The sequence below is a fragment of the Selenomonas sp. FOBRC9 genome (assembly GCF_000287655.1).
Taxonomy (GTDB): domain Bacteria; phylum Bacillota; class Negativicutes; order Selenomonadales; family Selenomonadaceae; genus Centipeda; species Centipeda artemidis.
This window is the reverse complement of record NZ_ALJR01000024.1, coordinates 1-14,191: the sequence shown is the minus strand read 5'-3', so window position 1 is coordinate 14,191 and position 14,191 is coordinate 1. Positions and strand designations below refer to the sequence as shown.

Here is a 14,191-nt window from a genome sequence, read left to right as displayed (position 1 = left end):
GTATTTGACGAGATCAAAGCACGCGGCGTACAGGACATCGGCTTCATATCAATGGACGGCGTGAGCGGCCTGGAAGACGGCGCAAAGTCGATCTTTAAGAACGTGGTGGTACAGCGGTGCATTGTTCACCTGATACGCAATTCTCTTAAATACGTTCCGAGCAAGGATTACAAGGCATTTACGGCACAACTTAAAAAGATCTATGGGGCAGTTAGCCTTCGGGCTGCACAGAGCGAATTTGAGAAATTCTGTGAGACTTGGAGCAAGTATCCGGGCGCAATTCGCGTATGGAAGGACAACTTCCGGCATGTTGAGCAGCTTTACCAATATGGCAGTGATGTCCGTCGTATCATGTACACAACAAATGCGATAGAGAGCGTCAATGCAAGTTTTCGCAAAGTAACGAAGCAGGAGGCATTTCAAAGCGAGACGGCTGTGTTCAAGGTGTTTTACTTACGGATCAAGGAGCTGTACAAGAAATGGAAGGGACACTCCATTCAGAACTGGGCGATTGTGATGAATCAACTCTGTATTGATGAGCGGCTCGGACAGATGATCCGAAAATATTCCGCTCTATAAGAAACTTACACACTTTACTTGACATACCCAAGATTCTTGAACTCGTGCGCCTCATCCACGACGAGCTTGTCGATGCCGAGTTCTTCAAAGGCGATAGTTGCGTCCTTGTCCTTTCGATTCTCCTTCTGCAGCTTGGCGAGCTTTTCCTTATGACGGCGCAGCAGCGACTCCACTGCCCGCACGGAAAAGTCATTCTTGCGCGTCGCTTCCTCGCGCAGCCGGTATAGCGATTCTTCCAGATTCTTGATTGCGCGTTCACGCATGGCATTCTCCCGTGCTCTTGAGAGCTTGACCTTGCCGAATTGTGATTCGCCCATAATGATGGCGTCCCAATTCTGCGTGGCGATGCGGGAAATGAACTCCTGCCTGCGATCCTTCTGGAAGTCGCGCTCCGTCGCTACGAGAATCTTCGCTCGCGGATAGAGCCGCTGAAACTCCTCGCCCGTCTGCATTGACAAATGATTGGGTACGACCATCAGAGCCTTGTGCGACATGCCTAGTCGCTTCGATTCCATGATGGATGCAACCATTTCGAAAGTCTTGCCCGCGCCCACGCAGTGCGCAAAGAGTGTATTGCCGTCCACCAGGCCGTCCGCCACCGCGCGCAGCGAATCGTCGTGACTATACGTAAAGTAGGAGGAGCGGAAGAACGTCTCGGGGTCCTCGCCCATTTTCCGCAGGTGCGCGCGCAGCTCGAGGTAGCCCGAGTAGCTCATTGGGTCCACATAGACGAAGCGCTGTCCGCGCAGCTCTGCGAGCGACTCCGCACTGCCCGCACGCGGGACAATCACATACGAGAAATAGCTGCTCGCCCCATTCCGCTCCGGCATCGCCAGCAGGCGCACATCCTCCTTTTTCCCATACACCATATACGCGCCGCTCGAGAGGAACGCCACATCCGCATCCCCCTTCGCCAGCAGCTGGTTGATCTCCGCGTAGCTGCGCCGGTGCAGGAGCAGCACCGGACGCCCGAGCAGACGCCCGAGACTGCGCACCATCCGGCTCTGATCACCCTCCGTACGCGCGTGGTTCAGCACCGAGATGATCGCCACGCGCAGCGGCGGCTCCCGCATCTCCATCTTGTACCCCGGGATCGGCTCCACCTGCTCGAAGTCGATCAGCGCCCGCTCCTGCATGCGCAGACAGACAAGCACGCCGACCAGCACGGCAAGCACCAGCCCCAGCAGAATATAGCTCCGTCGCTGCATTGCACACCTCCTTTGCTGTGTGCAGTATGAGAAACACTCTCTTTGCTCCTATTATAGCATATTACAAAATGCCTGTCCCATACAGGACAGGCATTTTGCATGTACACATCACGTCATCACGCGATTGAGCAGCGTCTGGAAATCATTCACATGCTCGTAGATCACGCAGTCACTATGCAGTTTTTCAAAAAGCTTCTTTGCACACGCTATTTTTGCCTCCTCAATCGGACGAAGCTGGAGCGAGGAGAGCGTTCCCTTCGTCTCCGCGACGAAGTAGATGTGCCGCACCTTCCCCTCGCGAAACACAATCGCCCAGTCCGGCGCATAACTTCCGACCGGCGTTGGGATGGCGAACCCGCGCGGCAGCTTCGCATAGATCAGCACCTCGTCCCCGCCGTCAAGATCCTGGGCAAATTTCCTCTCCACATTGCCGTCCGTGAACACATAGTTCTGAATCGCCTTCTCCGCCTCGTATGCCTCGGTGTAGGGGCGCTTCTCCGTTGCAAAGATACTCGCATCGTAGCTGCCCTCGATCGTATTGTACTCGATGTGATCGACGATGCGTGTCGCTTTCTGCTCGAGGATGAGCCGCGTCACTGTTCGGATAAACTCCTCAGGATTGTAGCGGTAGCCTGCAAACACCTCGGCCTTAATCCCCCGCAAAATCTCCGCGGCCGTGCGCCGCGTGAGCGTCGTCCCCGCCGCAATACGCCCGATCAGATCATACGTCACCGCAGACCCCTGTGCGCGTTTCAGCGTGCTCGTCCGACTCTTGCCGTAGGCAAAACTCGTGCCGTCCGCCACCATGCCCACATCCAGATCCGTCTGCTGACTGCCATAGGTGATCGTGTATTGGAGACGGCTGACACGCAGCTCGGCGTTGATATGGTCGATAGCCGCCCGTACGAGTTGTCTCGTGTCAAAGGAGACCATATAGGCGTACTTGTGGTTAATCCTCTTCCAGAGTTCCTGAAACTCTTTCTGATAAAATCGCTCGTTCAGCTTATTCTCCGGTGTCTTCGTCGCCCCCGCATCCGAAATCATCGTGCGCAGCACACTCTCGTCATAGATTGCCTGTACGAGACGATGAACCCCCTCCGCCATGGGCGCGAGCGTCTCGGGCAGAGGCGCGAGCGTCCCCGCCGCAAGTGCCGTGCGATAGTCCTCCGTCACATGGTCATCATCGTCGATGTAGTCATGACGCAGGAGGTATTTATAGATGGCACGTGCCTGCGTTTTATCAAGCTGAACCACAGAACCATCCGCTGTCTGCACCGTCTTTCCGGCAAAGTAGGCCTCCGTCGCCGTCTTCGGACGATCGTACAGCTCCGCCTCCATCTGCTTTTGCAGATCGCCGACGAACCCCGCATAGCTCTCGCTCGCGATCACCGTCAGCACATTCACCTCATGCACTGCATCCCCCAGCAGCGCCCGATCCATCCGCTGTCCCCCCTGATCGACCGCGAGACGCAGGCCTCTGCCCACCTCCTGCCGCTTCGCCGTCACACTCGCTGCGTGCTTGAGCGTACAGATCTGGAACACATTCGGATTGTCCCAGCCCTCGCGCAGCGCCGAGTGGGAGAAAATCACGCGCGTTGGTTCATCGAACGAGAGCAGCCTCTCCTTATCCCTCAGGATCAGATCATACGCCGAAATATCATCCGACAGATCCGAGCCGCGCCTGAGACTGCTGTCCACCGCGCGTCCCGTTTTCTTGTCAATGCTGAAATAGCCCGCGTGTACCTTCTCTACAGGCACATCGTCCAGATATTTCATATACGCAGGGTCAAAAATGTCGCGGTTTTCGTTCATCACCGCGCGGTACTCCTCCTCGAAGATCCACCCGTACTCCCCGAGCACGGCATTTCCGTCTGCATCATACTGACGGTACTTCGCCACCTCGTCGATGAAGAACAACGAGAGCGTCTTGATCCCACGTCGGTAGAGCCGCTGCTCCTTCTCAAAATGTGAGACAATCGTCTCACGGATCTGCACCCGCCGGAGATCCGCCTCCGATACATCCCCCTGTACATCCCCCGTATGGAGCGTTGTTCCGTTCAGGAAAAGCACCGTCCCCGCAGCGGCATCAATCGCCTCCACCACATAGCCCTCGTACTGCGCCATCCCGCCCGAGAGATGGCAGAGGTTGTCCCCTGTAGAGACAATATGCAGCTCACGCTTCACCCCGCCCTTATATGCCACCTCGAACTCGATCCGCGCACGCGGTGGAACCTTGGGCGAGAGCACGATCTCCGCGAGATAGAGATAGCGCCCCACACCCGGCAGATTCTTCACCTCGAACCCCTTCACCTCGATCTTCTTCACCAGACGCGCATTGTAGGCATCCACCGCATCCAGCACATAGACGAGATTGTGACGCTCCGCGTGCGTCGCCGAATAATTCAGGGTAAAGAGAGGACAGAACTGCGCAAGCGCCTTCTGCGTCACCGAGTCCTTCTTTCCCATCTTCTGCGGCTCATCGAGAATGAGGATCGGGCGGTTCGCCGCGATCACATCGATCGGACGGCGCGAGCCGAACGCATCACGCTTCGAGTAGATGATGCGCGCCTCCTTGTTCCCGCCGCGCCCCTCAATCGACTTCTCCTCGTTCAGCGAGGCAGCAAACGCCTGCGTGTTGATGATCATCACCGAGAGACCCGCATCGGCAGAGAACGCATCCAGCTGATTCAGATTCGCACTGTTATAGACGAAGAACCGCGCCTTCTTCCCATAGTGCTCCATGAAATGCTCCGCCGTCATCTCAAAGGACTTCTTCACGCCCTCGCGGATCGCAATGCTCGGCACCACCACGATGAACTTGCTCCAGCCATAGCAGCGGTTCAGCTCGAACATCGTCTTGATATAGACATACGTCTTGCCCGTGCCCGTCTCCATCTCCACATCCAGCGTACACTCCCCAAGCGATTCGGACAGCGCATCAGACAGATGGAGGTTGCGTGCACTCTGCACACTGCGAATATGCGCGAGCAACTGCTCCTTCGTCAGATGCACCTCCTCATTCCGAAAGCCATCGTCCGCCTCCACCGTGAGAAGGGGAGCATTCGTATAGCTCTCCTGCGCGGGCAGCAGATTTCCCTGTGCTGCGCCCGTCCCCACATCACGCAGATACGTTGTGCGTGCAGCATACGGCTGCCCGTCGAACACGCCGACAACCGCCTCCACCGCATCCGTCTGATACGGCTGCACCGTAAAGTGAAATTTCATCATTCCTCTCCTCTGAGTTCCGGCAGGATAAACCGATCAAAATCGCTCTCATAAACGCGATCCTGAACAATGCGATATTTTTCAAACTCCGTCTCAGCATGAAGTTTTGCCTTCTCCGCACTGATTTTCCCCGCACCTGTGAGCACCTTGCTGCCGTTAAACTCCAGAAAGCCGTCCAGCCGCTTCGCCCAGTCCTCCATGCTCATTGGGATCTTTCGTTCCGCCTGCAGCTCTGCATAGTCGAGATAGAGCGAAACAATCCGCTCCAAATAGCGCATCTCCTCATCGCTCAGATAGTTCTTTGCGATCGCAACATCCGCTTTGACAATCTTCCCATGCGGAGCGCTCCCCCATGAAGTCAGTCCCATATGTTCCTTACCAGCGTCTGCCCGCTCATAGATCAGCTCGGCCGCTGTATGCCGATGTACGGCGAAGTGCATCTTATTCTGCACCGTCTGAAAGAACAGCCGCGTCGTTGCCGCATCCTTATCATAGTCAAACGCTGTCGCGTAGAGATCTGTCACCTTCTGATAGAATTTACGCTCCGAGAGGCGTATCTCACGGATGTACTGCAGCTGCCGCTCAAAATACGCATCCGTGAACATGTGCCCCTTCTTCAGGCGCTCCTTGTCCATGGTCCAGCCTTGGATCGTATAGTCCTTGACAATCTGCCCCGCCCACTTGCGGAACTGGGCTGCGCGAGGGCTGCCCACCTTGAACCCGACCGCAATGATCACCTGGAGATTATAGTGCGTCACCGTACGGCGCACCTCACGCATCCCTTCTGTTTGAACTGTTAAGTATTGCTTAACAGTTGCCTCTTGAGTGAGCTCCCCGTCTTCGTAGATTCGCTTGATATGCTGCGAAATTGCTGCAACAGACACATCATACAGCTCTGCCATCATACGCTGTGACAGCCAGATATTCTCATCCTCATAGCGCATCTCGAAATGCTCATCGCTCTCACCCGCAGCGGCAACGAACGTGAGGTATGTCGCAGCCGAACTCTGTGCCGGCGACGCGAATTTCTTCTGATCCTTTGCCATATCACAGTACCTTTCGTACCGTTGCGGGACTATACGCCGCAAAGAGCTGGTCGAAATTCGTGAGAGCACTGTCGTCCGCCATCGAGGCATCACGGAACACCGCGTAGGATGGCTTTCGCTTTGCGATTGCCGTCACCACCTCGTTCGTCACCGCGCGGTCAAAACACGCGAGGAGGAAGCCGTCCGCGACATTAAAGACGCGTTTCCCTGCGACCTCCTCCACCGTAATCGGTGCCGAGAGCAGGATGCCGAGATCCAGCATCGTCTGAACGAGCAGATCCTCCGGCGTGCGATCCGCCTTGACATTGTCCACCTGCGCGAAAAGCCCGTCCTGCGTCACCGCATCGGGCGCATAGTAGACATCGGTCATATTGCTCGTATCGAGCCGCAGACAGCGGAATCCGAGGTCAAGCCCTGCTGCTTTCTCCCCCGCCTCCGCCGCGATCTTCGCCCCCGCGCGGCGAATGCGCTCCTTGCCGATCTCGCAGATATTCCGATAACCTGCACGATATGCCGTACCGCCCTCGTCCGTCGCCTCGGCCAGCTGCACCATGATGAACTTCCTAGACCCTCCATCCTCGGCGTTCCGTGCCATGAGTGCGTGCGCCGTTGCTGCCGACCCCGAGAAGAAATCCAATACAATGGAATCCTTCTTCAGATTTGCAAGTGTAAGGAGACGTGTAAGAAGGCGCACAGGCTTCGGACCATCGAATACACCCGCATCAAAGAGTTGAGTAACTTCCTTCGCGCCCTCCTGACTGTGCCCGACATCTTTATAAAACAGAATCGAGGTTGGGGTCAACCCATCGTGCTTCAGCTCGGACAAGAATCTCTTTATTCTTGGTACACCGTCACCATCCTCCCCGAACCAAATCCGATTATCATGGAGTCTCTCTAAAAATTTATTTTTAGAGAGACTCCAGCAGCGCCCTGCTGGAGGCTCTATTACTCGCCCCGAAGGGGCGGTAATTTGATAATCATTTTCGGCAGTATACGTTTTGACGGAAATATCACTCGACATCCATACACCACGCGGGTCATTGTCGGGGTTTTGATAGCGTGCATTCGCCTCCGCCGTGCGCGGCAGACGCCCAATCTGGAAACGGTTAATATCACGCGCATACATGAGCACATAGTCATGGCTGTTGGAGATATACCTTGCATCATTTTTTGGCGAAAAAGCCCGTTCCCAAACAAGTTCCGCAATAAAATTTTGCTCGCCGAAAATCTCATTGCAAACCTTCTTGAGATTCTCCTGCTCGCTGTCATCAATACTGATAAAGATAACTCCATCATCCGCGAGCAAAGACTTCGCCACTCTGAGACGCGGATAGATCATATTCAGCCAGTCCGTGTGAAAACGTCCGTTACTGTCCAGATTCTTTTTGAAATCATAGACCATATTCCCGTACTCATCATAGGGAACATTCGCCGAAACGAAATCCCCGCCCTCCATCGCAAAGTCATCATCGTACACAAAGGCATCATTCCCAGTATTGTAGGGCGGATCGATATAGATCATCTTTACCTTGCCGAGGTACGTCTCTTGGAACAGCTTCAGCACATCGAGATTGTCCCCCTCGATGTAGAGATTCTCGCTGTCGAATGCGCCCTCTGTGCCATCGTGCCCGACACTGTCCGCCACGACGGGACGCAGCGTCGCATTGATCGGCGCATTCGCCGCGAGGATCGCCTGCCGCTTGTCCGGCCATGTGAACGCATAGCGCTCCTCGCGCCCCTCCACGATCTCACGCGAGAGCTCCTGCCGCAGCACATCGAAGTCGATCGCCTGCACGAGCTTCCCGTCCCGCAGCACCTCCGTCAGTGCATTCGGGAACAGCCGTCCCACCGCCTCCACATTCACCGCCACATTATCCCTGCTGTGCATCTTCATCCACTCCATCGCGCTCTCCTATTCCGCTCACATCAAAAAACCATTTTCTTTACTATAGCCTAATTCAGAGAAAGCAAAAACGCTCCTATATTTGCAGAGATGAGGTCTTTGTTATAAATGACCCACTATGAATCAATTCGACCACGCAGCTGGGGAGGTAAAAATCGATCAATCTCTTCATTTGAATAGGTATATTCTTCACGCTCTTTTAGACCTTTCATCGCCATCTTCACTGCACCGTCCGTTGTTTGTGCCGCGTGAGCATATAGATTATCCAGCGTTTCCATAACATGAGAAAAATCTTCCTCTATTTCTTCACATGATTTTCTATGGATATGTATGTCCGCAATAATATGGAGCAATCTGTTTCGAATGACCAAAAATTCATTTGCAGAAACTTTATTCCCATATCCAATAGATTTTAGATCAAAACTCTTATAATATGCTGTAATAGCCAGCGTCACAAAAGAAAAAAACATAGTTATGATTTTCGCACATAACTCCCCCCAAAAAATGGTGCTTACAATCCCACACGATGTCAGAGATGCGAAAACAATATTAACTATCTCAAGAAGATTATATCGTTTGAAATATATATCCGCCTGTTTTTCCTGAATCTTATGCGTCCATACAACACTCGCATATTGCTGCCTGACTACATCAAGCAATACTTGATATTGCTCCAAGTTCATCATCTCCATTATATGATTGAAGATATCTCAATCGGCAATCTTGTGCAGAACCTTTCCAAGACATGCCATACTATTGGAAGCATCTATGATAGCGGCACTCCCCGGTGCCGAAAGACAAGGAATCTGTCTCTGTATCGTATTGTAGTGATTCAGCAATCTTTGCTCATAAGATCCTTGAGGACATTGACTCGTCTCACCTTCACGCACCCAATGCCAATCGCCAATTGCATCATACACGAAAGAGTCTATAACAATTCCCGAAAGATGATAACTCTTGAAAAATGTATCCCGGATATGCCGAATATGTTTACAGGTATCAACCAGAAGCCCTCTTGTATTAGCATCACCGTTTTTTACATTCATCGCCTGTTGTTCTGTGATTGGATCCGCCGATCGCCAGTATCCGCCCATGTTACTGTCCGGATATGTATATGTGCCGGTAAAATCCCCAAAGCAATCCTGCTCCTTAAAGGCAGGTAATAACTCAAACTTCATGCCATCCGAAAAGTTAATTTTTACAACTTGTCCATCTGCTCGAATATCACTCAGTGAATAATGTTTGTCAATAGATTGTTTCACAGCCTGTAATAGACGTGATTGTCCATTCCATTTTGTTTTATCAAATCGGTGATATTCTTCTGGAGGCAACTCAAGCAAAATGTCCAGATCACTGGATTGTATTGCCGTCCCACGTCCATACGATCCGACATATCGGCTATGGGTAGTCTCGCTGTCACTTTCCCAAAACACGCTGTTAAACGCCTTTGTTACAGCTTTATATCGGCTACTAATGGTTGAACGCCACTCTTGCTCAATTTTATGTTTAGTTACATATATAGGCATATAGTCATCTCCCAAGGATTTTCAAAAGGTTACATTAGCGCCTGCAGCGCTCCTAGCTGCTGCACAAGCTCAAACTTCCTCTTTGGCTGTTTCTCCCGCCGGAGCTTCGCCTCGAGCGCGGCAATCTGCTTTTCAATCCGCTCTCTGCGGCTCTGCTCCGCAACACTCTCCCTAAGGGTCGATGTGCGTGCATCCCCAAGTGCCTCGCCTGCAATCCGGCGGACGAGGTTCTCATAGACGGCATCCATCGACAGTCCCTCGATGCGCAGGATGGCCTCTCCCACAGGCATCCAGTTCGTATGGTAGTACCGCTCCACCCGCACGCCTGCGCTCTTTGCGTCGGGCGTTTCTTTGTATGCAACAGCAAGACGCATCCGATCCTCCCACACGAGGACAAAGAGGATATGATACGGGATCGCGCGGTCAATGAGGCGCAGAACAGCCTCATCAACCTGCCCATCATGTAGCCTCAGCTCGAATACCTCGAGCTCCTGCACCTCCTTCCCTGCGGCGAGGCTTAGAACCTCCGGCGCAATCTTGTTGCGCCAGTGGATGGATGCGATCTGCGCGCTGAACGCCTTTTTGAGGGCAGGACTGGGCTCGCTCTTTTCATAAAATTTCTGTTTTGGAATCCGTCGGTTGCATTCCGTAGAGGCCGGCAGTCCGAGCATGTTCGCCTCCTATCTATCGCACGACGAGGAAGCAGATGAGTTCAAAGTCGTCGAGCCCCGCAATGTCATTTCGCAGGGCGCTTGTTCCGCCCGCAGAGAAGAGGCTGTCGATGTCGCTCTCCTCCTTCACGTCGATGATGGAGCGAATCGCATCGCTCAGCAGCGCCGAGACGGCGCGCATATCACGCCCATCGTCGGTCTCGCGGTTGAACGGCTCGTATGCCGCCCGGATCGGCTCCATCCTCCCGCGGCAGAGGAGACGGATATCGTCGAGCATCTTCTTTGGATTCTGATAATCGCAGAGTATTGTCCCATCCTGCCCGATGTAGACCATATAGAATGGGTGAATGCGGTTGCGTGTATCAACACCTAGGCTGCTGCGGATGTTCTTCAGGACGAAGATGACGCCCGCACCGAGCTCATCCGTGGCAGGAACGACAGCGTGCAGTCCCCGCGGCTTCTTGTCCATATCGCCGTGATCCTTCAAATACGCGAGCAGGTCGAGGCGGAATTCGTTGAGTCCGAGGTCCATGATGGAGATGCCGTCGCTCATATCCTCGATGTCGACGACCTCCTCCTGCAGGCGCTGCAGCTGCATCTTGCGATACTCAAGATCGCCCTTCTCCTCAGCGTTGATGAGATCATCGTCGCCCGTAGCGGTCATGATGCTGAGCCGCATGCGTGTCTCGACGCGCGCCTTGAGGTTGATGTAGTCGTCGAGGGTCAGATCCGGCCAGAAGTTCACGAGCTGTATGCACGCATTTCGACTGCCGATGCGGTCGATGCGCCCAAACCGCTGGATGATGCGCACGGGGTTCCAGTGGATGTCATAGTTGACCATGTAGTCGCAGTCCTGCAGGTTCTGTCCCTCAGAGATGCAGTCGGTTGCGATCAGTACGGTGATGTCCGCCGCGCTGCCCGGCATGAGCACGTCCCGTCCCTTCGAGAGGGGAGAGAAGCAGGTCAGCACATTGTTGAGCGTCGCGCGAAAGCCCGCGATCGTTGTGCGCCCGTCGACGGAGCCGGTGATGAGTGCGGTATCGCAGCCGTATGTTGCCTTGAGGTATGTGCTGACGTGCTCGTAGAGGTACTCCGCCGTATCGGAAAATGCCGAGAATACGAGAACGCGGCGGTTGCCTTCGTTGATTGGGTGCTCGATCTTGTCCGCGATGAGGCGCAGGAGTTCCTGCAGTTTCGTGTCGTGTACGGGAGTGATTTCCGCCACCATCGCCTGCAGGAGTGCAAGGATTTCGCTGTCCTTTTGCAGCTCCCTCCGCCATGATTTCCAATCCATGTCCGCAAGATCGACGGGTACCTTCCTGCCGACGGTAAAGAGTTCGGTGTTCTCATCGTCCATGTCGAGGTCGGGCGTCTCCATCTCGTACAGGGGGAGCTCCGCGCGGCCGGACTGCTCGAAGCGGTTGATCTCAGCAATCGCAGCATCGATGCCCGCCTTGATTTTTCCAATGGTCAGACGGAACGAATGGACGGAGCTCTCGAGGCGCTTGAGGAGGTTGATGCTCATGAGGCGCTGCATACCGCGCTCGCGTCCTGTCTGCGTCAGGTTCTCCGCCATGTTGTGCGTGAGCGCCGTGTATTTATCCCGCCTGCTCGGATGGATGTAGTTCGACGGGGTATAGATGCAGAGTGTGAGCTGCATGAGCTGCTCGTAGATCTCGCGGTAGTTGATCGCGCCCGCACGATCCGTGAGCTGCGGACTACGGGAGATGGGTTTCAGGCGTGTGGGGAATTTGCCAATGGCGTTCGTGTCATAATATTTCTCGATGTGTCTGCGTGAGCGTGCGATGGTAACGCTGTCGAGCAGCTCGAAGAAGTCAAAGTCGAGCTTGCGCAGCAGTGCATCGGTCGTGCGGTCTTCCGGCACCTCTTTGCTCCATGTGTTGAATGCGCTCTGCGCCTGCCGAAAGATATCCTCGAGCCCCTTGGATGTGCCGAGGCGGTCGTCGAGATTTGCTGCGTGCCCCTCGTAGGCGAGGGCGAGCTGGTTCTTCAGGTCGGTAAAGCGGTTGTTGACCGGCGTCGCAGAGAGCATGAGCACCTTCGTCCGAACACCCGCGCGGATGACGCGCTCCATCAGACGCTGATAGCGGTTCTCCTGTGTGCGGCTGTGCGTTCCGATCCCGTTGCGGAAGTTGTGCGACTCGTCGATCACAATGAGGTCGTAGTTGCCCCAGTTCAGGCGATCCAGATCGAGTCCGTTCGACTGTCCGTGGCTGCGCGAGAGGTCGGTATGAAAGAGCACATCGTAGTTCAGACGATCCGCAGCAAGAGGATTGTTGACGTAGTTGTCCTTGTAGGTGTTCCAGTTCTCCGCGAGCTTCTTCGGGCAGAGGACAAGGACGTTCTTGTTGCGGTTCTCATAGTATTTCATGACCGCAAGTGCGGTAAATGTCTTGCCGAGGCCGACGCTGTCTGCGAGAATACAACCGTTGTATGTATCGAGTTTGTTGATGATCGCGAGTACGGCATCGCGCTGGAAATCGTAGAGCATACTCCATATCTTGCTCTCTTTGAACCCCGTGGCCTCGTTCGGCAGCGCGTCCTCGGACAGGTCGTCCAGGAACTCGCTGAACACATGGTAGAGCGTCGTGAAATAGATCATCTCGGGTGCGTGCTCGGCGTAGACGGTGCTGATGTTCTCGATAACGGCATCCGTTACGTCCTGGAGCTTCACGGGATCGTTCCAGAGTTCGTCAAAGGTGCGCATATACATCTGTGTCGCCTGCGGCTCGTCCATGCACTGGACGATGTTATAGGCGTTGTTCCCGCGCTCGCAGCCGAGATCCACGGTCGTAAATCCGCTCATCGGGACATAGACGCTCTGCTTTTCGGCAGAAGAGGTCGTCATAAAGCCCATCATCTGCTCGCCGCCGGTGTTGGATTTGAACCGCGCCTTGGCACGGATCCAGTCCGCACACTCCTTCGCAATCGCGCGCTGCGTCATCTCGTTGCGCAGGCGTACCTCGAACTCCGTGCCGTAAAGACTCGTCTCACGCGAGATGCGCGGGATGTAGAACTCGCGCTTCTCCTTGGCTGCCTTTTCCCGAATAAATGTGGGCGAGGTGAAGAGGAAGCGGAACTCCTCCACGGACGCCAGCTGCGCGCGCAGTTCCTGATACGCATACATCGAGAAACACGCCGCCGCAATGGACACCCTGCTGCCGCGCACAATCTCTGCCCGCAGATCGTCGCGCACTGTGTTTGCGACGTTATCGAATATCTTCACTCTGCTCCACCAAATCTTTCCCATAGAGATTGGCTCGATCAAACTTTTGTCCCTATTATAACATATTTCAAAGAAAGCAAAAGAGGGTTCGTTGTAAAATGAAGTTGAACAGCTAAACAAAAACAAAATCCATAGTGACATCCCGTGCTATAATGGTTCCGCTACAAAACATCAGCAAAGGAGCAATCACTATGGATTACGCCTATTCTACCACAATGGAAGCTGTTCGTAAATCGGGAAAGCACTTTACCCTTGACGAAAGGGGGCAAATACAGGCACTTCACCGCGAAGGATTCTCCCTTCGCGCCATAGCCGCACGGGTTGGATGCTCGCACACGGCGATCCACTATTAGCTTAAGCGGGGGACACCCGAACGCCAAGCTGCTCGCGGGCGGTCTCCACAATATACGGCAAGGCGTGGGCAACGGGCTTACCTCGAACATCGAAAGAACTCCAAACGACCGTATAAGCTTGACAGCGCAGACTGTGCGCCATTCCTGCGTTGGATGACCGAAAGAATCCGTAAGAACAAGTGGTCGATCGACATGTGTCTCGGGGATGCTAGGGCGAACAAACGGTTCGACGAGGATGGTATCCCATGCACCAAGACGCTTTACAATATGCTGTGGGCGGGTAGGATTCCGCTGACGCTGTTCGATGTCCCGCAAGCGCTCGGACGAAAGTGCAAGCGCAAGCGAAACCGCAAGAACAAGCGCCTGAAAGGGCGTAGCATACAGGAGCGTCCTGCCCTTGTGGACGAAGGCACGGAAATCGGACACTGGGAAG

10 protein-coding genes and 1 pseudogene are annotated in these 14,191 nt (G+C 54.3%); 3 read left to right on the top strand and 8 right to left on the bottom strand.

Annotated elements, in window-relative coordinates; all coding sequences use genetic code 11:
* Positions 1-579 (top strand): transposase (locus HMPREF1147_RS05550; RefSeq protein WP_198002973.1); only part of this gene is annotated, 579 nt, incomplete at its 5' end.
* A gap of 14 nt (positions 580-593) precedes the next feature.
* Here the strand turns inward: HMPREF1147_RS05550 and HMPREF1147_RS11635 are convergent.
* The 8 genes from HMPREF1147_RS11635 to HMPREF1147_RS05510 form a co-directional block, all read right to left on the bottom strand.
* Positions 594-1,787, bottom strand: a complete 1,194-nt coding sequence (locus HMPREF1147_RS11635; RefSeq protein ID WP_009658044.1) for a PhnD/SsuA/transferrin family substrate-binding protein — start codon at positions 1,785-1,787, stop codon at positions 594-596.
* Between the two features lie 108 nt (positions 1,788-1,895).
* Positions 1,896-5,012, bottom strand: a complete 3,117-nt coding sequence (locus HMPREF1147_RS05540) for a type III restriction-modification system endonuclease (RefSeq protein ID WP_009658048.1) — start codon at positions 5,010-5,012, stop codon at positions 1,896-1,898.
* On the bottom strand, positions 5,012-6,058 hold the full coding sequence (locus tag HMPREF1147_RS05535) for a virulence RhuM family protein (RefSeq protein ID WP_009658050.1): 1,047 nt from the start codon (positions 6,056-6,058) through the stop codon (positions 5,012-5,014). Before HMPREF1147_RS05535 ends, HMPREF1147_RS05540 begins: the two co-directional genes overlap by 1 nt.
* Position 6,059: 1 nt before the next feature.
* Positions 6,060-7,961: a site-specific DNA-methyltransferase gene (locus HMPREF1147_RS05530; RefSeq protein ID WP_009658047.1), complete on the bottom strand. Its 1,902-nt coding sequence runs from the start codon at positions 7,959-7,961 to the stop codon at positions 6,060-6,062.
* A 116-nt stretch (positions 7,962-8,077) separates the two neighbouring features.
* Positions 8,078-8,647 carry an SLATT domain-containing protein gene (locus HMPREF1147_RS05525; protein ID WP_232208060.1) on the bottom strand — a complete coding sequence of 190 codons (570 nt, stop codon included), beginning with the start codon at positions 8,645-8,647 and terminating at the stop codon, positions 8,078-8,080.
* A 24-nt stretch (positions 8,648-8,671) separates the two neighbouring features.
* Positions 8,672-9,487, bottom strand: a complete 816-nt coding sequence (locus tag HMPREF1147_RS05520) for a nucleotidyltransferase domain-containing protein (RefSeq protein ID WP_050992871.1) — start codon at positions 9,485-9,487, stop codon at positions 8,672-8,674.
* A gap of 29 nt (positions 9,488-9,516) precedes the next feature.
* Entirely contained in the window at positions 9,517-10,158 is a 642-nt protein-coding gene (locus HMPREF1147_RS05515; protein ID WP_009658046.1) for a DUF4391 domain-containing protein, read from the bottom strand.
* Between the two features lie 13 nt (positions 10,159-10,171).
* Complete coding sequence (locus HMPREF1147_RS05510; protein WP_037351224.1) at positions 10,172-13,429, bottom strand: helicase-related protein; 3,258 nt, start codon at positions 13,427-13,429, stop codon at positions 10,172-10,174.
* Positions 13,430-13,557: 128 nt separating this feature from the next.
* Between HMPREF1147_RS05510 and HMPREF1147_RS12270 the strand changes: the two genes are divergently transcribed.
* Complete coding sequence (locus tag HMPREF1147_RS12270; protein ID WP_369791741.1) at positions 13,558-13,758, top strand: helix-turn-helix domain-containing protein; 201 nt, start codon at positions 13,558-13,560, stop codon at positions 13,756-13,758.
* A 153-nt stretch (positions 13,759-13,911) separates the two neighbouring features.
* A pseudogene (locus HMPREF1147_RS12265) lies at positions 13,912-14,191 on the top strand (IS30 family transposase); the annotation flags it as partial.

Coding starts and splice junctions, on each gene's coding strand:
- HMPREF1147_RS11635 (WP_009658044.1), bottom strand. CDS start 1,787: ATGCAGCGACGGAGCTATATTCTGCTGGGGCTGGTGCTTGCCGTGCTG.
- HMPREF1147_RS05540 (WP_009658048.1), bottom strand. CDS start 5,012: ATGAAATTTCACTTTACGGTGCAGCCGTATCAGACGGATGCGGTGGAG.
- HMPREF1147_RS05535 (WP_009658050.1), bottom strand. CDS start 6,058: ATGGCAAAGGATCAGAAGAAATTCGCGTCGCCGGCACAGAGTTCGGCT.
- HMPREF1147_RS05530 (WP_009658047.1), bottom strand. CDS start 7,961: ATGGAGTGGATGAAGATGCACAGCAGGGATAATGTGGCGGTGAATGTG.
- HMPREF1147_RS05525 (WP_232208060.1), bottom strand. CDS start 8,647: ATGATGAACTTGGAGCAATATCAAGTATTGCTTGATGTAGTCAGGCAG.
- HMPREF1147_RS05520 (WP_050992871.1), bottom strand. CDS start 9,487: ATGCCTATATATGTAACTAAACATAAAATTGAGCAAGAGTGGCGTTCA.
- HMPREF1147_RS05515 (WP_009658046.1), bottom strand. CDS start 10,158: ATGCTCGGACTGCCGGCCTCTACGGAATGCAACCGACGGATTCCAAAA.
- HMPREF1147_RS05510 (WP_037351224.1), bottom strand. CDS start 13,429: ATGGGAAAGATTTGGTGGAGCAGAGTGAAGATATTCGATAACGTCGCA.
- HMPREF1147_RS12270 (WP_369791741.1), top strand. CDS start 13,558: ATGGTTCCGCTACAAAACATCAGCAAAGGAGCAATCACTATGGATTAC.